At 45.4% G+C, this 22,861-nt stretch carries 26 protein-coding genes; 21 read left to right on the top strand and 5 right to left on the bottom strand.

Going from position 1 to position 22,861, the window contains the following annotated elements; genetic code table 11:
* Positions 1 to 94: 94 nt before the first annotated feature.
* Positions 95 to 412: a flagellar biosynthesis anti-sigma factor FlgM gene (flgM, locus tag AB4154_RS21110; RefSeq protein WP_017062263.1), complete on the top strand. Its 318-nt coding sequence runs from the start codon at positions 95 to 97 to the stop codon at positions 410 to 412.
* A gap of 66 nt (positions 413 to 478) precedes the next feature.
* A complete protein-coding gene (locus AB4154_RS21105) occupies positions 479 to 904 on the top strand; it encodes a flagella synthesis protein FlgN (RefSeq protein WP_017064136.1) in 426 nt (141 codons plus the stop codon).
* A 257-nt stretch (positions 905 to 1,161) separates the two neighbouring features.
* Here AB4154_RS21105 and flgP read toward each other — a convergent pair whose 3' ends face one another.
* Entirely contained in the window at positions 1,162 to 1,593 is a 432-nt protein-coding gene (gene flgP / locus AB4154_RS21100) for a flagellar assembly lipoprotein FlgP (RefSeq protein ID WP_017062265.1), read from the bottom strand.
* Positions 1,594 to 1,602: 9 nt separating this feature from the next.
* On the bottom strand, positions 1,603 to 2,238 hold the full coding sequence (locus AB4154_RS21095) for a FlgO family outer membrane protein (RefSeq protein ID WP_017064137.1): 636 nt from the start codon (positions 2,236 to 2,238) through the stop codon (positions 1,603 to 1,605).
* Positions 2,239 to 2,430: 192 nt separating this feature from the next.
* Between AB4154_RS21095 and AB4154_RS21090 the strand changes: the two genes are divergently transcribed.
* Both AB4154_RS21090 and AB4154_RS21085 read left to right on the top strand, forming a co-directional pair.
* Complete coding sequence (locus AB4154_RS21090) at positions 2,431 to 3,564, top strand: flagellar assembly protein FlgT (RefSeq protein WP_017062267.1); 1,134 nt, start codon at positions 2,431 to 2,433, stop codon at positions 3,562 to 3,564.
* Positions 3,565 to 3,704: 140 nt separating this feature from the next.
* Positions 3,705 to 4,211, top strand: coding sequence for a hypothetical protein (locus AB4154_RS21085; protein WP_017062268.1), 507 nt, complete (start codon positions 3,705 to 3,707; stop codon positions 4,209 to 4,211).
* Positions 4,212 to 4,339: 128 nt separating this feature from the next.
* Here the strand turns inward: AB4154_RS21085 and AB4154_RS21080 are convergent, their stop codons facing one another.
* From AB4154_RS21080 to AB4154_RS21070, 3 genes are read right to left on the bottom strand one after another with little or no spacing between them, the layout of a single operon-like run.
* The gene (locus AB4154_RS21080; protein ID WP_372110034.1) at positions 4,340 to 5,581 is read right to left on the bottom strand and encodes an NAD(P)/FAD-dependent oxidoreductase; all 1,242 of its coding nucleotides are present in this window, start codon (positions 5,579 to 5,581) and stop codon (positions 4,340 to 4,342) included.
* A 23-nt stretch (positions 5,582 to 5,604) separates the two neighbouring features.
* A complete protein-coding gene (locus AB4154_RS21075; protein WP_017062270.1) occupies positions 5,605 to 6,678 on the bottom strand; it encodes a methyltransferase in 1,074 nt (357 codons plus the stop codon).
* Between the two features lie 28 nt (positions 6,679 to 6,706).
* Positions 6,707 to 7,096: a hypothetical protein gene (locus tag AB4154_RS21070; protein WP_017062271.1), complete on the bottom strand. Its 390-nt coding sequence runs from the start codon at positions 7,094 to 7,096 to the stop codon at positions 6,707 to 6,709.
* A gap of 72 nt (positions 7,097 to 7,168) precedes the next feature.
* On the opposite strand from AB4154_RS21070, the gene AB4154_RS21065 reads away from it, so the two are divergent.
* The 17 genes from AB4154_RS21065 (at position 7,169) to AB4154_RS20985 (ending at position 22,817) form a co-directional block, all read left to right on the top strand.
* A complete protein-coding gene (locus tag AB4154_RS21065; RefSeq protein WP_170967444.1) occupies positions 7,169 to 7,915 on the top strand; it encodes a beta-ketoacyl synthase chain length factor in 747 nt (248 codons plus the stop codon).
* A complete protein-coding gene (locus tag AB4154_RS21060; RefSeq protein WP_017062273.1) occupies positions 7,915 to 8,685 on the top strand; it encodes a 1-acyl-sn-glycerol-3-phosphate acyltransferase in 771 nt (256 codons plus the stop codon). The genes AB4154_RS21065 and AB4154_RS21060 overlap by 1 nt, the downstream gene beginning before the upstream one ends.
* A gap of 105 nt (positions 8,686 to 8,790) precedes the next feature.
* Positions 8,791 to 9,051, top strand: a complete 261-nt coding sequence (locus tag AB4154_RS21055; RefSeq protein WP_004736154.1) for a phosphopantetheine-binding protein — start codon at positions 8,791 to 8,793, stop codon at positions 9,049 to 9,051.
* A gap of 10 nt (positions 9,052 to 9,061) precedes the next feature.
* Positions 9,062 to 9,319 (top strand): acyl carrier protein, encoded by a 258-nt coding sequence (locus AB4154_RS21050; RefSeq protein WP_372124042.1) that lies wholly within the window; start codon positions 9,062 to 9,064, stop codon positions 9,317 to 9,319.
* A complete protein-coding gene (locus AB4154_RS21045; protein ID WP_017062274.1) occupies positions 9,319 to 9,876 on the top strand; it encodes a septation protein IspZ in 558 nt (185 codons plus the stop codon). Before AB4154_RS21050 ends, AB4154_RS21045 begins: the two co-directional genes overlap by 1 nt.
* Positions 9,877 to 9,882: 6 nt before the next feature.
* Entirely contained in the window at positions 9,883 to 11,271 is a 1,389-nt protein-coding gene (locus AB4154_RS21040; protein ID WP_372124041.1) for an AMP-binding protein, read from the top strand.
* A gap of 88 nt (positions 11,272 to 11,359) precedes the next feature.
* Positions 11,360 to 11,722 carry a 3-hydroxyacyl-ACP dehydratase gene (locus tag AB4154_RS21035; protein ID WP_017062276.1) on the top strand — a complete coding sequence of 121 codons (363 nt, stop codon included), beginning with the start codon at positions 11,360 to 11,362 and terminating at the stop codon, positions 11,720 to 11,722.
* Positions 11,715 to 13,514, top strand: coding sequence for a glycosyltransferase (locus AB4154_RS21030; RefSeq protein ID WP_017062277.1), 1,800 nt, complete (start codon positions 11,715 to 11,717; stop codon positions 13,512 to 13,514). Before AB4154_RS21035 ends, AB4154_RS21030 begins: the two co-directional genes overlap by 8 nt.
* A complete protein-coding gene (hutH, locus tag AB4154_RS21025; RefSeq protein ID WP_017062278.1) occupies positions 13,492 to 15,039 on the top strand; it encodes a histidine ammonia-lyase in 1,548 nt (515 codons plus the stop codon). Before AB4154_RS21030 ends, hutH begins: the two co-directional genes overlap by 23 nt.
* A 39-nt stretch (positions 15,040 to 15,078) precedes the next feature.
* Positions 15,079 to 15,582, top strand: coding sequence for a thioesterase family protein (locus AB4154_RS21020; protein ID WP_017062279.1), 504 nt, complete (start codon positions 15,079 to 15,081; stop codon positions 15,580 to 15,582).
* Entirely contained in the window at positions 15,569 to 16,249 is a 681-nt protein-coding gene (locus AB4154_RS21015) for an outer membrane lipoprotein carrier protein LolA (protein ID WP_017064143.1), read from the top strand. The genes AB4154_RS21020 and AB4154_RS21015 overlap by 14 nt, the downstream gene beginning before the upstream one ends.
* Entirely contained in the window at positions 16,221 to 18,593 is a 2,373-nt protein-coding gene (locus tag AB4154_RS21010) for an MMPL family transporter (protein WP_048659798.1), read from the top strand. Before AB4154_RS21015 ends, AB4154_RS21010 begins: the two co-directional genes overlap by 29 nt.
* Complete coding sequence (locus tag AB4154_RS21005) at positions 18,590 to 19,213, top strand: DUF3261 domain-containing protein (protein ID WP_029235408.1); 624 nt, start codon at positions 18,590 to 18,592, stop codon at positions 19,211 to 19,213. Before AB4154_RS21010 ends, AB4154_RS21005 begins: the two co-directional genes overlap by 4 nt.
* Before the next feature lie 5 nt (positions 19,214 to 19,218).
* Positions 19,219 to 20,418, top strand: a complete 1,200-nt coding sequence (locus tag AB4154_RS21000; protein ID WP_017062283.1) for a beta-ketoacyl-[acyl-carrier-protein] synthase family protein — start codon at positions 19,219 to 19,221, stop codon at positions 20,416 to 20,418.
* Positions 20,411 to 20,875, top strand: a complete 465-nt coding sequence (locus tag AB4154_RS20995) for a hotdog family protein (RefSeq protein WP_017062284.1) — start codon at positions 20,411 to 20,413, stop codon at positions 20,873 to 20,875. The genes AB4154_RS21000 and AB4154_RS20995 overlap by 8 nt, the downstream gene beginning before the upstream one ends.
* Entirely contained in the window at positions 20,872 to 21,597 is a 726-nt protein-coding gene (locus tag AB4154_RS20990) for a 3-ketoacyl-ACP reductase FabG2 (protein WP_017062285.1), read from the top strand. The genes AB4154_RS20995 and AB4154_RS20990 overlap by 4 nt, the downstream gene beginning before the upstream one ends.
* Positions 21,594 to 22,817, top strand: coding sequence for a beta-ketoacyl-ACP synthase (locus AB4154_RS20985; RefSeq protein ID WP_017062286.1), 1,224 nt, complete (start codon positions 21,594 to 21,596; stop codon positions 22,815 to 22,817). The genes AB4154_RS20990 and AB4154_RS20985 overlap by 4 nt, the downstream gene beginning before the upstream one ends.
* The last annotated feature ends 44 nt before the right edge of the window (positions 22,818 to 22,861 follow it).

Raw genomic sequence — 22,861 nt, 5'->3', positions numbered from 1 at the left:
TTTTCGACTATTGAGCTAAAAATTGCTAAAGTATTCGAACCCTTGGTCGATATTGACTGTACAGGTTCCCATTTTTGAAGAAAAAGGCTTAACTATGGCAGGCATTGATAATATTCGTTCAGGGCAAACCCTAACGACCACTAACCGATCAGCAGTACGCTCTGATTCTAGTTCTGAGGCATCACGCTCTGATGTATCAACTAAATCACCAGCAAGCAAAGATGCGGTTTCACTGAGCCAACAAGGCAAAGCGATTGGTCAGCTCCACCAAGATATGGCAGCACAGCCAAGCTTTGATTCTGTGAAAGTAGCAGCGATCAAAGAAGCAATTGCGAATGGTTCATACACTGTCGATCCAGAGAAACTGGCTGACAACATGATCAAGTTCGAAGATGAATTAAAAGGCCTTTAAGAAAACACTAACTTTTCATTGAAGTTATTGTCTTAAAGTACACGAGGTTATGAATAGGTTTACGTTATGGCGGCACTAGCAGATTTAGTTAATTTTCAACTTCAAAATGCCAAAGCCTTATCTGAATTACTAAGTTCAGAGAAAACCGCTATTACGAGCCGACAATCAAACGATATTGAGCGAATCGCCAAAGAAAAAGTGGTCCTAGTTGAACAACTAAGATCAACCGATCAGCGAATCGCAGCCCATACCAATATCTCAGAACTGACCGAGAACCCTGAACTTGCTCAGTTAGTCACTAAGATCCAGTCCATAGTGCACGATTGCCAGCAAGCGAACCTTGTGAATGGCGAAGCCTTAAATCGAGCGCACCTTAGCTTCAAAAAACTCAGCAATATGATGCAGCAAAGTCACGGAAAAATTGGCATGACCTACAATGCCGGTGGTCAAACGCATACTATCTCTACGCTGGGAACCAACGTAAAAGCCTAGTTAAGTTAACTCTTCCTCTTCAGTAATACCCCTTGTTAACCGTTTATCTGTATCTCAGACTATTCCTGTCGTTATCTTTTATTAAAACACCTAATCAGCCTTTGAACGTCCTGACAAAATCGATAAACAAAAAAGCGGCAAGTATTTTCATACTTGCCGCTTTTACATTCATATTAGTTATTGGTTGCCGATACGCCATCTGGAAAACGAAAGCAGCCAATATAACTGGATAGTCCTATCGCTAGACGCCCCTTGGGCTAGAACAGCGTTTGTTGTCTCTTTTCAGGTACAGGTTGAACTTCACCGTAATTACGTAGCTGTTCCATCTTACGGATATCAAGCTGAAGCTCAGTAACATAGCTATCGCCCACAGGGTAGCTGCGTACCACTTCTGCACCGCGGATTACGCCATCAACCGCACCAGAAGTACGTTCCGTACCAAGGCGTTGATCTTCCAACTCTGCCCGACCACTCACTCGCATACCGTAAACTTGTTCTGCAAGTTCACGATAGGCGTCGATCTTAGAAGCTCTCATCGCACGGATACGTCTTTCTTCATCGTTACGTCCTTTCTGCTCACTGATACTCGCGTAGCCAACGGCAACTAAGTAGTCGTCTGGCCTCATGTTTTGCAGTGGCTGACAGCCAACAAGCAGTAAAGCGGCAACAACAAATATTAACTTCTTCATCTCGAACTCCTAAGGGCGAAGAATAACAGTATAAGGCTGGCTGATCGTTGGGTCAGAACGAATGATAACGCCATCTTGAGTTCGAATACTGTTTAGAGTATCTAGGTCACGACCAATACGGTCTGCAGGCAAGAAGCCTTGTGCCGTCGCCACGACAATGCGAGTTTGCATGCCAACAACACGAGCATTGACTAACACACCACCTTCTTGGCGAAGCATAGTGCCTGTCAGTACGTACTGTACGTCTTGTTCTTGAGCTAAGTCTTTCCAATCGCGGCTTAACGCAAAGTCACCTTGATGAGTCACTTGAATAGAACCTGTTGTTTTGAAATCAACAACCTTGAAGCCACGACGCTGAAACTGATGAATGAAACCTTCTGATACCGAGTTTCCTAGCCAGTTCGTTGTGTCCATGTGTTGCAGGTCAACAAACGAAGTAATTGCTATTGGCGTTCTTGCTGAGATACTCGTATTCGAAATGATCAGATCTTCGGTCATACTTTCCACGAAGAAATCCATGGTATGACGAGGGCTATCCATCAACATAAACTGACTGCCTGAATATTCAGACTTGCCGTTATAGATTGGCGAATAAGCGCATGAGGTCAACAACATGACACTCATTACTACGAGCCATTTTTTCATTCTCTTATCTCCAGATAGGTTTAGTGCTCCCTGTTCCAATATGTTCTCACCATTATTCTTTTCAATGGATTACAATGTTGGAACAGTCTTTGCTTTTCATTAATGGTTCAGATTAAGAAAAACGCACTTAAGTCAGCTTCAAGCTTATAGTTATTTGTTAAGCAATATTTATACCCAACTGGTAACGAATAGATGAAAAAAATAATTTCTTACTTATTTTCAATAAGTTCACTGATAACCATAAGCTTCAGTGCTCATGCCTCTTGGTATGAGGTTACCGGTACCGCAGCCATCGTATCGTCAGAGGAAACGGCAAGGGTCCATGCTCTGGAAGACGCGGTATATAAAGCGATCCAGTTCTCAGGAGCCGACATTGGTAGCATTGCCAACCTCACGCCCTACCTCGACGCAAACAAAAAAGAGTTTCAATTTACCAATCATGAAGTGCGCTACATCTTGGTAGAAAAAGAGAAAAAACGCAGTGGCAATATAATGATCACCGCAAGGATCGATATCTATCCTTCGGCAAATGCTTGCCATGAGAGCCAATATAAGAAGACATTTTTGGTCGGCAACATCGATGTGACTTCCCCACAGCAAGCTGTAATGGGCAGAATCTATAACATCGGTGATGATTTTGGTCATGTCGTAGATCGACAGCTGGCGCAAGAGTCTCGCAGCTTTGTTTCCGTTGGCACGACCAATTACGACATCGACAAACGTCGACCTGAAGTGATCAAGATGATCGCCCAAGACACTGGCGCACAATACATCATTGGTGGCGACATTACCGATTTAACCGCGACCATCGAGTCCAAGCTTTTGAAAGACGACATCATCAATCGTCAGTTTGCGTTAGAGATGCAAGTCTTCGATGGTAAAACAGGACATCAGGTTTACAACCGTAGCTATCGTGAAGTGGCAAAGTGGCCATTTGCTAAGACCAGTGAAGTGGACACCCGCAGTGCTCGTTTCTGGGCATCAACCTACGGCAGTATGATGCTGCGTGTTAGCCGCAATATTATGTTGGACTTGGAATCTGAAGTGTCATGTAAGATCACGCTTCCAGAGGTGGCAGCGGTATTTGGTAACACGGTGACCATTGATTTAGGTCGAATGCATGGTGTTCAACAAGGTGACAAACTGCAACTGTGGCACACAGGTTCGTTTATCGACCAACGCGGCTTGCCACGTAATAAGGTATCTCAAAGCGATATCACACTGACCGTTTCTCGCGTTTATGAAAACGAAGCAGAACTGACGATCGACCAACCAAGCCTTGCTGGAAGCATTCAAATTGGTGATGTGATGCAGAAAATCATGTAGTTAGCGACACGCCCGCCTCACAGTTTCTAATAAAGCCTTAGCACTTTTGTTAAGGCTTTATTTTTTTTCATGGGTATTAGTTTCGGTTTTGCAGTATTTGGCGTAATCTTATTAATAACATAATCATCACTTAGCAAACTATGAGTCAGAATAATCTAATTGGTGCTACCGGTTACCGCTTTATCTCGAAAGGTAAAACCGCTTTTAAGATCCACATTCATACTCCCGAAGATACGGTGTTGCATCGGTCGGTCGGTTTTGTTCGTATGGGTGAAGACAAAGCACTGAAGAAAACCATTAAATTAAGAGATGAACTGGGCAGACAGCTATGGGGCAAATTTTGGCCCAAAGTCCTCAAAGAGCCCTACCTGATGACGCGCCTGCCTCATAGTCTAGAACCCAAAATTGTATTCAAACCAAATCCAACTCAGAGTGATCCCGAACACCGCGACGAATGCTACATCGCTAAGTGGCGTGTATTCTCAGAAAACGGCGACTACAAATACAAAACTAAGGTGTGCTCCATTAGAAAGCACGGCAGACTTGCCGCTTACAGCCAAACCAAACGTGCGCTGCTTGATGCTCACAAAGACGTAATTGATCTACTTATATTTATGGGACGATTGAACAGCATCGACTTAAAATAGGCTTAAATCCGATTAAGCTGACCGCCCATATTTTTCAGATACAAAAACAGCCGCACATTGCGGCTGTTTTTAATTTATGACGATCCATCGTGGCAATTTAGAGTATTGCTACATACAAAATCGATTACCTAGTTTCGGCATATCTCAGCCAGTGTCGCCAATCGGCGCTTAGACTCTTTCACATAAGGGTTGGCTTGCTCCCATGCGTAACCCGCCAGAATTGAGCACACCATCTGCTTAATCTTTGGATTTGGATCTTGATAGAAAATCACATCCTGCAAAGTACCTGAGTACCACCCCTCAACATACGTTCTAAAGGTGTTTACACCAACCATCAAAGGAGCGGCATAATCGCGTTCCCAATCTACCTTCTCACCGTTAAGTTGCTTTTCGACACACTCAACCGCAAACTGTGCCGACTTCATCGCAATCGTCACGCCTGACGAGAACACCGGGTCAAGGAACTCGCCGGCATTGCCAAGCAACGCGTACTTATCCGTCGCCAAATGTTTTACATTGGCAGAATAGCCACCAATTTCACCCGCAGGGTTTGGATACTCGGCGCTTGCCAGTATCTCAGCCAAGCCCGGCTCTTCCGCTGCCAGCTGTTTAATTGCAGCAATCTTGTCTTCTGGATAGGACTCAAAGAACTTAGGCTCTCCTACGACACCAAACGAAGAGACACCGTTACTAAACGGGATCAACCAATACCAAACATCAGGGTTGGTTGGATGCACAGAGATAAGAATTTTATTTCGGTCATATTCAAGATCGGTATCCACCTCTGCAATATGATCGTTAATGTGCGTAAAAATAGCTTTGCGTGGAGGGAGCGATGACGGCTCTGCCAAGTTAAGCATTTTTGGTAGCACTCGACCAAAACCACTGCCATCCAGAACGTATTGCGCTTCTATCTGATAACGTTCTCCACCCAGCACTTGTACATCTAAAATGGTGCTGTCGTCGGTGAAATTAATGCCCATTAACTCATGTTGGTAATCAATGCAGACACCCTGCGCCTCAGCCGTATCTGCCAAAACCTTATCAAAGGCACCTCGCTGAACCTGAAACGTAGTTCCAGGGCCAGAAGAGAACTTGTCTTCAAAATTAAACGCCGTATAAACGCCATTTTTGCGAAAGGCAGCGCCATCTTTGTATTGGAAGTTAGCGTTGATCACTGCGTCAGTCATCCCAGCCTGTTCAATCACTTCCATACAAGCTGGTAATAGGCTTTCACCAATAGAAAAGCGAGGGAATACGCTCTTTTCAATCACTCGAACATCGATGCCTTTTTTATGAAGTAAAGACGCAGCAATAGACCCTGATGGCCCAGCTCCGATGATCACCACTTGAGTTGATAGTTTTTTCATTATTTAAGCCATGTTTGTTATTTTTATTGCGCGCCAGCTTTCAATTCTAGAAGCGTGTGACCAAGACCGATATCGTCGGTACGCGTTACCACTTCAAAGCCCGCTTCTTCAACAATCTCTAAGAAATCTTCACTGCGGTAAAAACGACTGTTGCCATTGGCCAAGCAGGTAAAGTAGAGAGACGTCGCGTTTAAGCTATAAGAAGCCGCATCGTATTTCTGTGAATCCCAAAACAGTTCAAGGATATAGACAGTCGCATCTTCTGACATATGAGAGCGAACGCGCTTTAATATGCTCAGAATCTCCATTGGCGAGAAACAATCAAGGAACTGACTCATCCACCAAACATCCGCGCCCGTTGGCAGAGTTTGCTGTTTATCGAGCATATTCGCTGGGAATGGCGTGACTCGCTCTTGATGACCATGCTTTGCCGCGTTTGCCATTGCCATTTCTAGCTGCTGTGGCAAATCAACAATCGTCACCTCAACGTCCGCATCATGGTTGCAGCATTGCATCGCCCACTTACCCGTGTTGCCGCCGATATCCACCAGCGACTTAGGTTTCTTGCTGAAGACTTTTTCAAGTAACACAGGGAACGAGCGATCCGAATAGAAGTGATCAAACTTGAACCAACTCTCTTTTGCTTTTTCTGGCAATTGAGACAAGCCTTGGTAAATGGTTTCCCAATCACCCAACTCTTTCAAGCCTGCAGGTGTGCCTTCTTCAATCGCTTCTGTTAGATGCATCATCGCGGCATAACAAACATCGGCTGTGAAATCCATGTTTGCGTTAGTCATACCATCATGCAGAAGGTAGAAACCAAGGTTAGCCATTTTGTAGTTAGGCTTTTCCCAAGTCACAATATGAGCACTTAACGCCATATCGAGCAGGACTTTCACGCCGTACTCAGAGACACCGGTCGATTCAGAGATAGACTCTGCTGGTAAACCCTCGTTGCCCGCGTCATCTAACGCTTTCAAAATGCCTAAATCACGAAGTGTACGAGCAGTATGAAAAACAATCGGAGCGAAAGACAATTTCTGCGCTTCTGTTTTTGCTTCTAATGCGTTGAATGGATCTAATTTATATTCCGACACGAAAAACCTAACTTTAAATAATAGAGAGTTACTCAGCTGCCATTTGCGCAAGCTTACGTTTAATATCAACGTTTAAGTTATTAACCCAACGGTTGTAATTACGGTGTATTTCACCATCGTCGTACTTCAAATTCTCTGATTCAACGTAAAGAATAGAGTAAAACTTATCACTATAAGGAATTTCAACCACAGCGTGGTGCGAACGAACATACAATTCAGCGCGGATCAAACCAGGCTTTATTTCTGAAACCAACCAGCCTCGATTTTCAGCAGATTCAGAAATAGCTGATTTAACCTGTTTACTTTGAAGATTCAGTGCAACTGGAGTATCCTCAACATTCATTACAGGTTGGACGCGTCCACATCCTGCAAGAACGAATATGAATAACATTGAAACTGCTATTTTTAGTAATTTCATTTAAATTCCTTATCTGTGTTTATTTATAAGCGCGCATAGTATTTAGTTAGACTCAAAGCAAATCAATACTCTATGTCAAATCAATCCCAATTAATGTCGTTTAATATTGAGAAATGGTCTGCAAATTCGGCTGGTCTCAATTCTGTTGCCCAATGGCAAGCGTGGAGCACTAATTTAGATTGGCCACAAGATGGCTCAACTGAATTTAAAGCTATTCCTCCAATGATGCGCCGCCGAATGAGTGTGCAAAGCAAACTTGCTGTCCAAACCGCGTTAACCCTATTAAAAGACACCTCGATTGATTATCTGGTCTTTGCTAGCCGACATGGTGAGTTGCATCGAACCGCCACTTTGATTCAGTCGATATTAGAAGGTGACGATGCCTCACCAATGGCGTTCTCGCAGTCGGTACATAATACCGCAGCTGGTCTAACCACCATTGCCGCCAAAGCACCGATTCCACTGACTTCAATAGCCGCAGGGCAAGATACTTTCCATAACGCTCTGATCGAAGCTTATCTTTACCTTCATCAATATCCGTCGCATCGAGTGTTAGTTATCGATTTCGACCAACCTCTGCCCGAGCTCTACCAAGAGTACGAAACACAGAACTTTGCTGATTATGCGCTGGGCTTAGTGCTCACCGCTGGCAGTGAATACTCTATTACTAGGACAGTAGAGACCAACCAAGCACCTTCCGTGTTACCACAAGGGTTACAAACGCTCCAACATATCTTATTAGGTACAAATAGGTGGGCTATTGCTGGCAAGCACCAAACTTGGTCTTGGGTAAATAACACCGAGACAGGTACAGCGTAATGAGCAGAGTAGACCAGTATTGGCGAGTATTCGCGACAGGCCTCTGCTTTACCATCTTTGGTTTGGGTGGCTTAGTATTGAGCTTCTTAATCTTACCGACTATCGCGCTAACCAATCCCAATACCATTAAAAGAGAGCTTAAAGCACAGCGATTAATCCGTTTCTCATTCAATGCGTTTTGCCAGATCATGAAGTTCACCGGAGCAATCGATTACCGAATTGATGGTGCAGAACTACTGCGTAACGACCGTAACTGCATTATCGTCGCCAACCACCCAAGTTTGATTGACTATGTGCTGATCGCCTCTCAACTTCCTCAATGTGATTGCCTCGTCAAAGCGGCCATTTGGGAAAACCCTTTTATGAAAAGGATTGTCAAAGCGGCAGGTTATATACCGAACCAAGCCCCTGACGATCTTTTAGAGCGCTGTGAAGAACGCTTCTCACGTGGCAATGTCATGCTGATTTTTCCCGAAGGAACTCGCACAACGCCAGGAATTGAACCATCCTTACAGCGTGGGGCGGCACAAATCGCGACTCGAACACAAACCGATTTACGCGTGATTCATATTACGGTTTCTCCGACATTCTTAACGAAAGAGAAAAAATGGTATCAAGTTCCTGCGTCGAAGCCCTTTTTTCATGTCGCGGTGAAAGGTAAAATAGAAGTCGAACCATTTATTGAAGGCTCAAATAATTTAACTTCGGCAGCAAGGCGCCTTAATCATCATCTTGCACAAACAATTTTCCCTTCCGAAGAAAACATTTAGCGTATCAATAACATAACAGGCGATATCGGCATTTCGAAAATACCTCATATAATGTAGAATCGCCCCCTTAAAGCAGCATTCAGATAAAGCATTAAGTAGGCCAAAGTGGAAACATTACACAACGAACTGAAACAACTGATCATCGACGCATTGAACCTTGAAGACATGAGCATTGATGAGATTGAAACGGAAGCTCCACTATTTGGTGATGGACTTGGACTAGACTCTATCGATGCCCTTGAGCTTGGCCTTGCTATCAAGAAAAAGTACAACATTGTTATCGATGCAGATGATTCAAACACTCGACAGCACTTTGCGTCAGTTGAAAATCTAGCGAACTACATCTCTTCTCAAACGAATAACTAGACAGATCTTTATGACACAAGCTAACCAACAAGAAGTATACAACCAGGTTAAAGATGCGCTTATTGAGCTGTTCGAGCTTGACGCTGAAGATATCACCCCTGAAGCTCATCTCTATCTTGATCTAGACCTAGACAGCATTGATGCCGTTGATTTGGTCGTTCACCTACAGAACGTCACAGGTAAGAAGATAAAACCTGAAGAGTTCAAAGCAGTGCGCACCGTTAATGACGTTGTCGAATCTGTGGTTGAACTATTGAAGGACTCCTAATGCGTCCTCTGCTGACTTTACTGTCGGCAATTATACTTTTCACTTATCCAATAGCGGTTTACTTTGGACTCAACAAGTTTGGCTTACAAACCGTTGGTATTGCCTTAGCCGCTATCTTTGCTGTACGCATTTTCACCGGCGGTCAGGCTAAAATCAAAGAGCTAAAACACCTAGCTTGGATCAGTGGAAGTGCCGGTATTGTTCTGCTGGCTTTAGGCTTAGCCTTTAAGCAACACGGCTGGCTAACCTATTATCCCGTTATCGTTAATGTTTGTATGCTGGTTGTATTCGCTTCGAGCCTATGGCAACCACAAACGATTATCGAACGTCTTGCTCGCCTTCAAGAGCCTGAACTTCCGCAAAGTGGCGTTGATTACACACGAAAAGTCACCAAAGTGTGGTGCTTGTTCTTTGTTATCAATGGCTCTATTGCCCTTTACACCTGCTTCCAACCGCTAGAAGTATGGACCCTATACAATGGCTTACTCAGCTATCTGTTTGCAGGGTTACTCTTTGCAGGAGAGTGGGTAGTAAGACAGCGCATTCGTCAGAGTTAAATTGTTATGACCCAAACCGTATCTTACACCTCGTTGCCTGAGCTTCTTAGCCAGGACAGAGCCCCTGAATCTATTGTCTGCTTTGACGACAATAGCGAGATTACGTGGCAAACATTTAACGACGACTTATCTCAACTCGTACAATTTTTGTCTTTATCCCCTTTTCAACGAATCGCGATTTGTACCCAAGACAGCTACCTATTTGCGGTGGCCTTTTTGGCATGTACAGCAGCCAACAAACACATCATCTTACCGGGCAACTACCAGCCATGTGCGCTTGCTGAGTTAAGTAAGCAGTTTGATTGCCTGCTAGTTGATAACTCGATTGGCGAAGTTGAGGTGAATGACGTTCGTAATATCCAAACCTTATTGGATTCAAACACTGAAGCACAAAAACCTCTAACCGAGAATCTTACGACCATTGATTTGGCAACAGTCCCATTAACTCTGTTCACTTCAGGTTCAAGTGGCACGCCAAAAGCGATAGATAAAACGTTAGAGCACCTCGATATTGAGACCGCTCAGTTACACAAGAACTGGGGTGAGTTACTCAAGGGAAACCAAATCCAAAGCACAGTTTCTCATCAACATATCTATGGTTTGCTGTTTAGAATCTTATGGCCACTATGCTCTGGTGTTCCATTTGCTCGACACAACCTTGAATACCCAGAACAGATCTTATCTCACGCAAATCAAAACTGTGTACTGATCAGCAGCCCAGCGCTACTTAAACGATTAAAGCATGAGACCAACAAGGTACAACTTGCAGGAATCTTCTCTTCGGGTGGTCCATTGCCTACCGAGTCGGCTCACCAGTCACGAGATCTGCTTGGTCATTTACCGATTGAAGTCTTTGGTAGCACAGAAACCGGTGGCATCGCATTTCGTCAGCAAGAGAGCGCTCAAACGCCTTGGCAGCTTTTTGCCTGTATTGAGGCTAGTCTCAACAGTGAGAATTGCATTAAGTTATTGTCGCCGTACATCGATAAGAATAACTGGTATCAAACCTCTGATGAGTGCGAGATGGTCTCGGAGAATCAATTCATATTGAAGGGCCGAACGGACCGAGTGATCAAGATAGAAGAAAAGCGAGTATCACTGGTTGAAGTGGAAAAGCGACTGGAGCAACTGCCTTGGATAAGTGAGTGCGTGGTTATTCCATTTGAGGAGCCTGAGCGATTAATATTAGCCTCTGTTTTGGTATTATCAGATGAAGGCCAAGCCGCTCAATCGACCATGAGCAAAGGTAAATTCTGGTTGATGCTGCGTACAGAACTCAGAAAGTGGTTAGAGCCAATCGCAATCCCGAGAAAATACCGTGTTGTCGATGAGATCCCCCTCAACAGCCAAGGTAAGCGATTAACATCTCACATAGAACAGCTAATAAAATCATAGAAACCGCTGATCGTATTTTACACTGAGAATATCTTTTTATATTTTTGTCAAAGAACCAATATTTGCCCAAGGATTCTAAGCACGCCCTATGGATAAAAGAAAACCAAACATCATTGCTGTAGACACGGTAGAAAATGAATCGACCCTGACACTTCATGTTAGCGGAGATATCACCGACTTTAATGGGCACTTCAAGAGCTTCCCTATTCTACCTGGCGTCACGCAAATTGATTGGGCACTTCACTACGCAGTCCAAGAGTTAGGCGTTCCTGGTTTCTTTAAAGGAATGGAAGTCATTAAGTTCCAAGAGCCTATCCTGCCTGACGCTACAATCCAGCTATCACTCAAATGGGATGCTGACAAAGACAAGCTGAGCTTTAGTTACACATCAAACAACGGTGAACAGACCCACTCTTCAGGCAAAATGAAGCTGGGAGAAAAAAGTGAATAGCGCTCCCGTCGAGGCTACTTCTCAACACCACACAAAAGAAAGCAGCTACAAGGCTTGCTTCCTTATCCCGTGCTTTAACCATGGCGCAACCATGCCGGCTGTGGTGTCGTCACTTCATCATTTTGAGTTACCGATCATCATCGTTGACGATGGCAGTGAACTCACAACAAAACAGTTTCTGTCTCCCCTAGCAGAGAATTCAAACGTAACCTTGGTGACGCTTGAACAGAACCAAGGTAAAGGCGGCGCAGTAAAAGCCGGAATCAAAAAAGCGCAGCAACTAGGCTTTAGCCACGCTATTCAGATAGATGCTGATGGGCAACACGACCTGGAAGCCTTGCCAACATTGATTGAGGCCTCACAAGCTAAGCCACAACGTCTGATATCAGGCCAGCCTATCTACGACGACAGCGTACCCAAAGCAAGGCTCTATGGGCGCTACGCGACACATATCTGGGTATGGATAGAAACCCTTTCTTTATCAATTAAAGACAGCATGTGTGGCTTTAGAGCGTATCCTATCAACCAAACTCAAACTGTGTTGAATAAGTACGATGTTGGTTCGAGAATGGACTTCGATATCGAGATTTTGGTTCGCCTGTATTGGGAAGGTTGCGACATAGACTTCGTTGAAACGCGCGTTATCTATCCTGAGAACGGCATCTCTCATTTCGATGCGTTGTGGGATAACGTCAAAATCAGTTGGATGCATACACGTCTATTCTTCAGCATGCTGCCAAGAGCACCAAAACTGATTGCTCGCCATTTCAAATCCGATTCAGCTGATAATAACCCAAATTTATCGACTGATTCAGAGCCGCAAGCTTCTGAACAACCACACTGGTCCCGCACTCAAGAACGCGGCACAGTATTAGGCATTAAGCTGTTATTAGCCATTTATACCTTGTTAGGTCGCGGTGTGTTCAACCTCATTCTGCGTGGTGTGATGCGTTACTACCACTTGACGGGCCAGCGTGCGCGAAACGCTTCCGAACAATATCTATTCCAATTAAAAGCCTATGCGGAACAGCAAAATATTGAGCTCCCCGGAGAACTAACCAGTTACAACCATCTGCTTTCATTTGGCCATACGATGCTCGACAAGCTCGCGGCATGGAAAGGTGATTTCTCGGCAGATAACCTGACTATTCATGGCCAAGACCAGTTCGAGAGCATGGTGGCAAATAAGCAAGGTGTGCTAATCCTTGGATCTCACCTTGGCAATATTGAGCTGTGCCGAGCTTTAGGTCGCAGACACTCGAACATCAAAATCAACGCCCTGGTTTTTACAGAACACGCCGAACGTTTTAATTCCGTGATGAAAGCGGTTAACCCGCAGTCTGATTTAAATCTGATTCAGGTGACATCGATGGGGCCTGATACCGCTATCTTGTTACAACAGAAACTAGAGCAAGGCGAATGGATCGTGATTGTTGGCGATCGAACTTCCACCAGCAAAGAGAGCCGCTCAGTATGGGCTGAGTTCTTAGGTAAGGAAGCTCCATTCCCTCAAGGTCCATTTATGTTAGCCTCGGTTCTCAAAGCACCCGTATTTTTGCTGTTTGGGTTACGTGACGACTCACAATCTAAGCCGCATTTTAATGTCTATTTCGAGCATTTTAGCAACAAGATCGAGCTACCAAGAAAGACTCGCGAACAATCTTTACAGCAAGTCGTGCAAAAATACGCAAATCGACTTCAGCACTACACACTGCAAGCACCGCTTCAGTGGTACAACTTTTTTAATTTTTGGACATTGAGCAAGCACCATGACGAAAAAGAATCCAAATAGCATCACCTTTGGTGCCGAGCGCCTCACGATTGAGGATGTTGTCGCTATCTCACAAGGCGCAAAAGCCTCGATGAACACAAGTGAAGCATTCACATCTAAGATCGACCGTGGTGTCGCTTTCTTAGAACGCCTATTGAAAGAAGAAGGTGTGATTTACGGTGTAACGACGGGTTACGGTGACTCATGTACGGTTGCGATTCCGCCAAACCTAGTTGACGAGCTACCACTGCATTTAACACGTTTTCACGGCTGTGGTTTAGGTGAAATATTGTCTCACGAACAAGCTCGTGCAGTCCTTGCAACTCGTCTTTGTTCGTTATCACAAGGTGTCTCTGGTGTGACTCACGATCTACTCAACCAGATCGTTACCCTAATCAACCAAGACATCTCACCACGCATTCCTCAAGAAGGATCGGTGGGTGCCAGTGGCGACTTAACACCTCTGTCTTACTTAGCCGCAGCACTGATTGGTGAGCGTGATGTAATCTACAAAGGTGAAGTGCGCCCAACCAGTGACGTCTACAAAGAGTTAGGAATTAGCCCTATCAAACTTAAGCCAAAAGAAGGCTTGGCGTTGATGAATGGTACGTCTGTAATGACGGCATTAGCTTGTATCGCTTACAAGCGTGCGGAATATCTAGCTCAGCTATCAACTAAGATCACCGCTATGGTATCAGTCGGTATGCACGGCAATGACTTCCATTTCGATGAAGCGCTGTTTGCAGTCAAACCTCATCCTGGTCAACAACAAGTTGCTGCATGGCTGCGTGATGATCTGCAAGCGGATCGCCCGCCACGTAACAGTGATCGCCTCCAAGATCGTTACTCTCTGCGCTGTGCTCCACATGTTATCGGCGTGGTTCAAGACTCTCTGCCTTGGCTACGCCAAATGATCGAGAACGAGCTAAACAGTGCCAACGACAACCCAATTATCGATGGTGATAATGAGCGCGTACTGCACGGTGGACACTTCTACGGTGGACACATTGCAATGGCGATGGATACGTTAAAAACTGCAGTTGCGAACCTTGCTGATCTGCTTGACCGTCAAATGGCTCAGCTGATGGACTACAAGTTCAACAACGGTTTGCCATTCAACCTAACGGGTGCTGAAGGCGAACGTAAGCCAATCAACCACGGCTTTAAAGCAGTACAGATTGGCGTTTCAGCTTGGACAGCAGAAGCATTGAAACACACCATGCCAGCAAGCGTATTCTCTCGCTCAACTGAGTGTCACAACCAAGATAAAGTGAGTATGGGCACCATCGCAGCTCGTGACTGTTTACGCGTTCTAGAGCTAACCGAACAAGTGGCAGCAGCGTCACTACTGGCGGGGACACAAGCACTCGAACTTCGTAAGCGCCACAATGAGCTTGATGAGCACCACATGAGTGAGAACCTCAAGCACATTCGCGACGAAGTGCTTAAGGAGTTTGAATTTATCGTAGAAGATCGACCACTTGAAGGCGATCTACGCCACTTCATTGCTCGTATTCAAAGTCAGCACTGGTCACTTTACTCATAAAGTAGCCAACCCTTTACGCAATATTGTTGAGAGCGATTTATGTCTGAAATCCTTCACCCATTACAATCTGAGGTGACGCTTATCACCTCATTCCAAGATGCCGACCCAATGGGCGTGATCTATCACGGCAACTACTTCCGATTCTTTGAAGAAGTTAGGCGCATCATGATGGATAAGATTGAGTACAACTACCATGAGATGAAGGATTCTGGCTACATGTGGCCTATCATCGATACCCGCGTGAAATACATTAAGGCGATACCGTTTAATCACAAGATTAAGGTAACGGCGAAACTCACCGAGTGGGAAAATCGCCTGCGCGTCGATTATGAAATTCATGATGCTCTAACCGGTGCTCGAATGACACGTGCTCACACCATGCAGGTTGCCGTCACCATCGAAGAACAAGAGATGTGCTTTGCCTCACCCAAAGTGTTTACTGACAAAGTCGAACACTGGCACCAATTTGGTTGCTTACCTCTAGCAACTGAACATCAAACACAAACCTCTAACCCACAGCAGGTGAACCATGAATCTGTTTAAACGCAGTCGCAAATACATCAATATCGCGCTAATTGGACTTACTGCGATGATGGCAAGCGGCCTTGTAAGCGCCAAAGAAAACTCTGCTGCTGTCAATTCTATTTCAGAGCTGCAGACGGTGCTCAGCGAAAATAGTATTGTGCGTGGTGAGTTCACTCAAACACGCAATATGGAGATGTTCGCCCAGCCTTTAACGTCACAAGGTACATTTCTGTTAGACAAATCAAGTGGCTTACTCTGGACACAAACCACTCCGTTTCCCGTGAACTTAGTGCTCACCGATAACAAACTGAGCCAAAGGTTTGCCGATCAACCCGCAAAAATCATCACCGACAAAGAAAATCCAATGGCGTTTTATTTCAGCCATATCTTCTTGTCAGTGTTTCATGGGGACACGCAAAAACTTCAGGAACAGTTCGCACTCAATTTTGAGCCCGCAACTAACACCAGCTCTGATGAAAATGTACAAGCATGGACACTGACTCTAAAGCCCAAAAATGCACCGATGAATGCGGTGTTTGAGGCTATCACGCTGCAAGGCAACAGCGATATTGAACGTATTGAGTTGAAAGAGATTCGTGGAGATAGCACAGTGATCGAATTCAGTCAGTTAAGCCATCTACCGGAAGTATTATCAGATGCTGAAGCGAAACAATTCCAACTCTAGTCTTGCCCTTGTTTGGCTTGTTGTTGTAATGCTGTTTAGCGGGTTGTTGACCAAACAATTCGCTTTTTCTTCGTCGGTACCGATTGAAAGCAACATTCTAAAGTTACTGCCCGAAAACCAGCAAGACCCAATGGTAGAGCAAGCCTTTCAGCAGATATCCAGCTCGATGAGCGAGCAAGTGGTATTTATCATAAGCGCTCCCGATATCGAACAAACCATGGTTGCGACCGACGCTTTTGAAAAAGCTCTCAACCAAAGAACTTTTTCAAGTCAGCCAACTCTGTTTAAGCAAGTTCAAGGTAAAATCAACGCCAGCACTCAAAGCCAGTGGAGCGATTTCTATTTTCGTCACCGATCTCAACTGCTGACCCAACAACAAAAAGAGACGCTGACACACTCGCCTGATTCGCGAGCTCAATATGTCATTCAGTCTCTGTACAATCCATTCTCAGGCGTCACTGCAGCAGAGTTATCTCTCGACCCATTCTTGTTATTTCGCGACTACATCAGTGCTATTGGCGTCCAATCAAGTAACTTTGTTCTGAAAGAGGGCTATCTCACGGCCCAGTCGAATGAGCAAACTCATATTTTAGTCACGGCTACTCTGGCGGACTCACCTTATAGCTTGGCGATTCAAGAACAACTTCCAGATCTTGATTCAATTGAGCGCGAGGTCGAAAAACAATTTGGCGTCAAGGTGCAGCATACTGGTGTGGTGTTCTACGCCAATTACGGTACCGAAAGCGCGAAATCAGAAATCAGTACCATTGGTTTGGGCTCATTGGCAGGCGTTATTTTATTGGTGTGGCTGACATTTCGTAGTGCGCTACCACTTGCCTTATCTTTACTCTCAATCAGTACAGGATTATTGGTTGCACTGGCAAGCACTGTCGCTATCTTTGGTAAGGTGCATCTATTCAGCTTGGTGTTTGGCGCTAGCTTGATTGGCGTATCCATCGATTACTCTTTTCACTATCTCACTGACCGTTTGGCCGCAGGAAGCCACTGGCAGAGCGATAAAGGCCTAAAGCATATTTTCATTGCCATCACTCTAGGTTTAATCACCAGCTTAATCGGATACTTAGGGCTACTGGTTGCGCCATTCCCAGGCTTGCAGCAACTGGCTCTGTTTTCGTCGATTGGACTGATCGCAGCTTACGCCAGTGTGGTGTGCTGGTACCCCGTTTTAGCGGTAAAACCAGGCCAAGAGCGCCCTCTTCCCCTGTCGAAACTTTGGCATACTTGGTTAAGCCTTTGGAGCAACCAAAAATTTAGAATTGGCTTACCGTTAACAGTGACTGTCGTTAGCTTGATGTCACTCAGTCAAATTCGTTACGACGACGATATTCGCCAGCTTCAGGCTATGCCCGAACAACTCAAACAACAAGAGCAAGCCATTACTGAGATATCAGGGTTAGGCAGTGGTCAAAATATGCTTTTGGTCACAGCTCAGAGCGACCAAAAGCTACTCAAAAAATTGACAGAAATCACCACAAGCTTAGATTCGCTGGTCAATAGCCAAGGTATCTCCGGGTATCGCAGCATCAATCAACACTTGTTAAGTAAACAAGAACAGCATGATAACTATCAGTTGGTTGAACAACTCTATAGTCAACAAAGCCATATATTACAAAGCTCTCTCGGTTGGTCTACGTTTCCAGAACTACCAAAATTCGAACCAATCACGGTATCTGGATTTTTGGAGTCTCCAGTCTCAGAGCCTGTTCGACCACTTTGGTTAAAACCTATCGACGGGCAAGCAGCGTCGGTCATTTTGATAAAAGACGTCACTGATGCTGAGCTGTTCTCACAGTGGTTGGAGTCAGATTTTGCTCAGAAGCAAGGTGTGAAACACCTCAATAAAGCGGATGAAATCTCCTCTCTTTTTGCTGAGTACCGCGTCAAGATTACCGAGCTGTTATTGATAGCATTGGCAGCTATTGGCATGCTGTTAGGCTGGCGCTATGGTGTGAAGCAAAGCCTGTTAATGCTGTTGCCTTCATTGATTGCAGGCGTAGCAGGTTTGGCGGTCACGGGCATTTTAGGCTCGACACTGAACCTATTTAACCTGCTTGGTTTGATTCTGATTTTAGGGATTGGCATAGACTACACCCTGTTCTTTGCTGAGCAAAAGAAATCGCTGAGCACCTTATTAGCGATCACCTTGTCAGGTCTCACAACACTACTTTCATTCGGCTTACTGTCGCTGAGCCAGACTCATGCTATTCATAGCTTCGGGGTGACGGTTCTGACAGGGATCTTTGTCGCTTGGCTGCTTTCTCCACTCGCGATCAACAGTAGTAAAAACGTAGAAGGACCAATTACTCGAGAGGCTTTTAGATGATCCAGACATTAAAGGTAACCTTCGCCATACTAGTGGGCATTCTAATGAGTGCCTGCTCGATGGTTTCTCAGCAGCCAAGTGGTGCGAGCGTGTCTATCGATCAAGACACCGATCTAGCACTACCACTGCCAGCTGAACTGGGATACTCATTAACAGCCAGTCAGTTGATTAGCGCTACGTGGGAAAATGATACACAGCAGCTTCCGGTTCAAGTCGAAGTCACACCAGGTAAAGTGGTTTTGGCGGGGTTCTCCTCTTGGGGTACTCGCATTCTATCGCTGCAATACCAGAATCAAGTAATTGATACGCAGGTTTTGTCTGGGCTTGGCGCAACTTTGCCACAACCTGAACAGGTGCTATTTAATTTAATGCTTACCTTATGGCCGGCTGAAGCATGGGCTCAGCCTTTACAAAGCATAGGTTGGCACCTAGTCGATACCGACAAAACAAGAACCGTATTTGATGAAAACCAACAGGCAATCATTCAAATTGATTACCAAACAGATCCTGGTACACACAAAACGGCAGGCGACATTGTTTTCAAACATTTGACCCTGGGCTACAACATCACCGTACAAACGTTGAACTCAACGATTGTCGACAATCCAAGTAAGAGTTGAACACTATGCCTATTTACATCCAAGACTGTGGTTTCCACTCAGCGCTAGGCTCAGAGATTGCCGATATTCATGGCTGTCTAAAAGACGAGCGTGAATCAAATATGGTCGAAGTGCACGATATGCTGAACGATGGTAAACACACTGTCGTTGGTCAGATCGCGGGTGAACTACCACCGATTCCTTCAGATCTTACGCAATACGCCACTCGCAACAATCAACTGGCGCTGTCGGCTCTTCACCAAATTGAAGATTCTATCGAGCAAGCCAAATCTCAGTTTGGCGCAGATAGAATTGCTGTTGTTATTGGCACCAGCACATCTGGGATCTCCGATGGTGAAGCAGTCTTCAAACAAAAATTGGCAAACGGCGAGTTTCCAGCAGATTACCATTACTCAAAACAAGAGCTTGGTGATACCTCAGAGTTCGTTAGCCAGTATTGCGCATTAACGGGGCCAAACTACGTCATATCTACGGCTTGCTCATCCAGTGGCCGCGTATTTCTGACCGCCCAGCGCTTATTAGATTCAGGTATGGCTGATGCCGTGTTAGTGGGTGGTGTGGATACATTGTGTAAGCTGACACTCAATGGTTTCCACGGTCTTGAAGCACTCTCAACAACACATTGTAAGCCATTTAGTGCAACCCGAGAAGGTATCAACATAGGAGAAGCAGCGGCATTTATGTTGCTCAGCAAAACAAAGTTAGCCGGTGTTAATGCAGCACAAGACACGTCAAACATTGCCTTATTGGGCTGTGGGGACAGCTCTGATGCACACCACATTTCAGCGCCTCACCCTGAAGGCAATGGTGCTGAACAAGCAATGAAAAAAGCGTTACATTCTGCACAGTTAAACGCAGAAGACATTGGTTATATCAATGCACATGGTACAGCAACGCCACTCAATGACTCGATGGAAAGTAAAGCCATTCATCGTATTTTTGCAAACAAGGTTCCCGTCAGTTCTACCAAACCGCTGACCGGGCATACTCTAGGCGCAGCAAGTGCGATTGAGGCTGCAATTGCGTGGCATATTTTGAAATATGACTTACCGCTTCCCTTACAAAAATGTCAGGATAAAGCTGAAGATATTGAGATTGATTTGGTAAACTGTTCACAGAAACTTAAAGCAAAGAACATCTTAAGCAACTCGTTTGCTTTTGGTGGCAACAACATTAGCCTGATTTTTGGTGTAGTAAATGACTGATATCCCTTCTGTAGACCAACTTCTCCCTCACGATGATCCGATGATATTAATCGATCGTGCTATCAGCGTAGAGGCGTTGTCGATCCACTGTCAGGTCGATATTGGTGACCATAATCTGTTCTTTGACGCCGAATCTCAAACGGTACCAGCATATGTTGGAATCGAGTTTATGGCGCAGTCTGTAGCGGCATGGTCTGGATATCACGCACTTAAAAACGGCACCACGCCCCCAATCGGATTCTTACTCGGCTCTCGTCGCTATAAATCACTGTGTGATGAGTTTACTCAAGGTCAGACCCTTGATATCTACGCCGAACAGATGATGGAAGACAGCGGTATGGCTGTGTTTACCGCAAGAGTCGAAGACCGAGGTGAGTTAGTGGCTCAATGCCAACTCAACGTCTACGTGCCGACCGAACAAAAATTACAAGAAATGAAAACTAGGAGCCCATCATGAGCCGTCAGGTTTTAGTCACTGGTGCCAGTAAAGGTATTGGTAAAGCGATCGCTATTCAACTCGCGAAAGACGGGTTTGAAATCGCCGTTCATTACATGGGTGACAAGCAAGGTGCTGAAGAGACGCTAAAGTCGATCACAGAACTGGGTGGCGCTGGACGTCTTATTCAATTTGATATCAGCAAACGAAGCGAGTGTCGCGAAAAGCTTGAGTCTGATATCGCTGAACATGGTGCTTACTATGGTGTAGTGAACAACGCGGGCATTACTCGTGACACTGCATTCCCCGCGATGACGGAAGAAGAGTGGGATGGTGTGATCCATACCAACCTAGATAGCTTCTACAACGTACTTCACCCTTGTGTAATGCCTATGGTTCAAAAGCGTAAAGGTGGCCGTATCGTCACTCTAGCGTCGGTATCCGGCATTATGGGTAACCGTGGTCAAACTAACTATGCTGCAGCAAAAGCGGGGGTGATTGGCGCAACTAAGTCTCTTGCTCTAGAACTCGCAAAACGCAAGATCACGGTAAACTGTGTCGCTCCTGGCTTAATTGACACAGGTATGGTTGACGAGCACGTGAAAGATCATGCACTTCCTCAAGTACCACTGCGCCGTATGGGTGAGCCGGAAGAAGTAGCCGGCCTAGTCAGCTACCTAATGTCTGATATTGCAGGCTACGTAACTCGCCAAGTGATTTCAGTAAATGGAGGCTTAGTATGACCCGCCGCGTTGTTGTAACTGGAATGTCTGGTGTTACTGCTTTTGGTAACGACTGGCAACAGATAGAGCCTAAGCTAAAGGCCTGTGAAAATGCGACTCAATATATGCCAAGCTTCGAGCAATATGATGGTCTCAACACAAAACTTGCCGCGCCTATTGATGACTTCCAACTGCCTAAACACTACAAGCGTAAGCAAGTGCGTGGCATGGGCCGTGTATCACGCCTAGCTACCGTTGCGACTGAGAATGCATTGGAGCAAGCCGGCTTAATTGGTCACGATGTATTGACCAATGGCGAAACTGGTATCGCTTACGGCTCTTCAACTGGCAGTACCGATGCGGTTGGTGCTTTCGGAGTAATGCTGAACGAGAAGTCGACACGAGCAATCACAGCAACCACTTACGTTCAAATGATGCCACACACAGCCGCGGTAAACGTAGGTCTGTTCTTTGGTCTGCGTGGCCGCGTGATTCCCACCAGCAGCGCCTGTACTTCAGGAAGCCAAGCCATTGGTTACGCCTATGAAGCGATCAAGCATGGTTACCAAACCGTAATGGTTGCCGGTGGTGGTGAAGAGTTATGCCCAACTGAGTCTGCCGTTTTCGATACCCTTTTCGCTACCAGTTTAAAAAACGACACACCCAAGAAATCCCCTAGCCCATACGACAGCGAGCGTGATGGCTTGGTTATCGGCGAAGGCGCTGGAACCCTGATCCTTGAAGAGTACGAACATGCTGTTGCTCGTGGCGCAAAGATCTACGCAGAAATCATAGGTTTTGCGAGCAACTGTGATGCGGCTCATGTGACTCAACCTCAGATGGAAACCATGCAAATCTGTATGGAGAAAGCATTGAGAGACGCACAACTTCCAGCTGAGAAGATTGGCTATGTTTCTGCGCACGGTACTGCGACTGAAAAAGGTGATATTGCAGAGAGTAACGCGACAGCGAATATCTTTGGTGAAGTACCAATCAGCTCTCTTAAGAGTTACTTTGGCCATACGCTTGGTGCATGTGGTGCAATTGAAGCGTGGCTCAGCCTAGAGATGATGCATAGCGGTTGGTTCAGCCCAACCCTAAACCTTAAGAATGTCGATGAACAGTGCGGCAAGCTCGATTACATCACGGGCTCAGGTCGCGAATTGGATGTTGAATACTTGATGAGCAACAACTTTGCTTTTGGTGGAATCAACACCTCTATCATCTTCAAGAAAGTCTAAGCTTAGCTACATAAAACGCTAAGTAAATAAAAAGGTTCATCGCG

Source organism: Vibrio sp. 10N.286.51.B11 (assembly GCF_041469245.1).
Taxonomy (GTDB): Bacteria; Pseudomonadota; Gammaproteobacteria; order Enterobacterales; family Vibrionaceae; genus Vibrio; species Vibrio crassostreae_C.
Note: the sequence above shows the minus strand (reverse complement) of the source record. Positions and strands in the feature narration are given on the sequence as shown.

Bases quoted from the DNA above. Each gene is read 5' to 3' on its own strand.
- AB4154_RS21005 (WP_029235408.1), top strand. From the start codon at position 18,590: ATGATCCAGACATTAAAGGTAACCTTCGCCATACTAGTGGGCATTCTA.
- AB4154_RS21000 (WP_017062283.1), top strand. From the start codon at position 19,219: ATGCCTATTTACATCCAAGACTGTGGTTTCCACTCAGCGCTAGGCTCA.
- AB4154_RS21095 (WP_017064137.1), bottom strand. From the start codon at position 2,238: ATGAAAAAATGGCTCGTAGTAATGAGTGTCATGTTGTTGACCTCATGC.
- flgP (WP_017062265.1), bottom strand. From the start codon at position 1,593: ATGAAGAAGTTAATATTTGTTGTTGCCGCTTTACTGCTTGTTGGCTGT.
- AB4154_RS21060 (WP_017062273.1), top strand. From the start codon at position 7,915: ATGAGCAGAGTAGACCAGTATTGGCGAGTATTCGCGACAGGCCTCTGC.
- AB4154_RS20985 (WP_017062286.1), top strand. From the start codon at position 21,594: ATGACCCGCCGCGTTGTTGTAACTGGAATGTCTGGTGTTACTGCTTTT.
- AB4154_RS20990 (WP_017062285.1), top strand. From the start codon at position 20,872: ATGAGCCGTCAGGTTTTAGTCACTGGTGCCAGTAAAGGTATTGGTAAA.
- AB4154_RS21090 (WP_017062267.1), top strand. From the start codon at position 2,431: ATGAAAAAAATAATTTCTTACTTATTTTCAATAAGTTCACTGATAACC.
- AB4154_RS21085 (WP_017062268.1), top strand. From the start codon at position 3,705: ATGAGTCAGAATAATCTAATTGGTGCTACCGGTTACCGCTTTATCTCG.
- AB4154_RS21040 (WP_372124041.1), top strand. From the start codon at position 9,883: ATGACCCAAACCGTATCTTACACCTCGTTGCCTGAGCTTCTTAGCCAG.
- AB4154_RS20995 (WP_017062284.1), top strand. From the start codon at position 20,411: ATGACTGATATCCCTTCTGTAGACCAACTTCTCCCTCACGATGATCCG.
- flgM (WP_017062263.1), top strand. From the start codon at position 95: ATGGCAGGCATTGATAATATTCGTTCAGGGCAAACCCTAACGACCACT.
- AB4154_RS21020 (WP_017062279.1), top strand. From the start codon at position 15,079: ATGTCTGAAATCCTTCACCCATTACAATCTGAGGTGACGCTTATCACC.
- AB4154_RS21070 (WP_017062271.1), bottom strand. From the start codon at position 7,096: ATGAAATTACTAAAAATAGCAGTTTCAATGTTATTCATATTCGTTCTT.
- AB4154_RS21015 (WP_017064143.1), top strand. From the start codon at position 15,569: ATGAATCTGTTTAAACGCAGTCGCAAATACATCAATATCGCGCTAATT.
- AB4154_RS21035 (WP_017062276.1), top strand. From the start codon at position 11,360: ATGGATAAAAGAAAACCAAACATCATTGCTGTAGACACGGTAGAAAAT.
- hutH (WP_017062278.1), top strand. From the start codon at position 13,492: ATGACGAAAAAGAATCCAAATAGCATCACCTTTGGTGCCGAGCGCCTC.
- AB4154_RS21080 (WP_372110034.1), bottom strand. From the start codon at position 5,581: ATGAAAAAACTATCAACTCAAGTGGTGATCATCGGAGCTGGGCCATCA.
- AB4154_RS21065 (WP_170967444.1), top strand. From the start codon at position 7,169: ATGTCAAATCAATCCCAATTAATGTCGTTTAATATTGAGAAATGGTCT.
- AB4154_RS21010 (WP_048659798.1), top strand. From the start codon at position 16,221: ATGCTGAAGCGAAACAATTCCAACTCTAGTCTTGCCCTTGTTTGGCTT.
- AB4154_RS21045 (WP_017062274.1), top strand. From the start codon at position 9,319: ATGCGTCCTCTGCTGACTTTACTGTCGGCAATTATACTTTTCACTTAT.
- AB4154_RS21050 (WP_372124042.1), top strand. From the start codon at position 9,062: ATGACACAAGCTAACCAACAAGAAGTATACAACCAGGTTAAAGATGCG.
- AB4154_RS21105 (WP_017064136.1), top strand. From the start codon at position 479: ATGGCGGCACTAGCAGATTTAGTTAATTTTCAACTTCAAAATGCCAAA.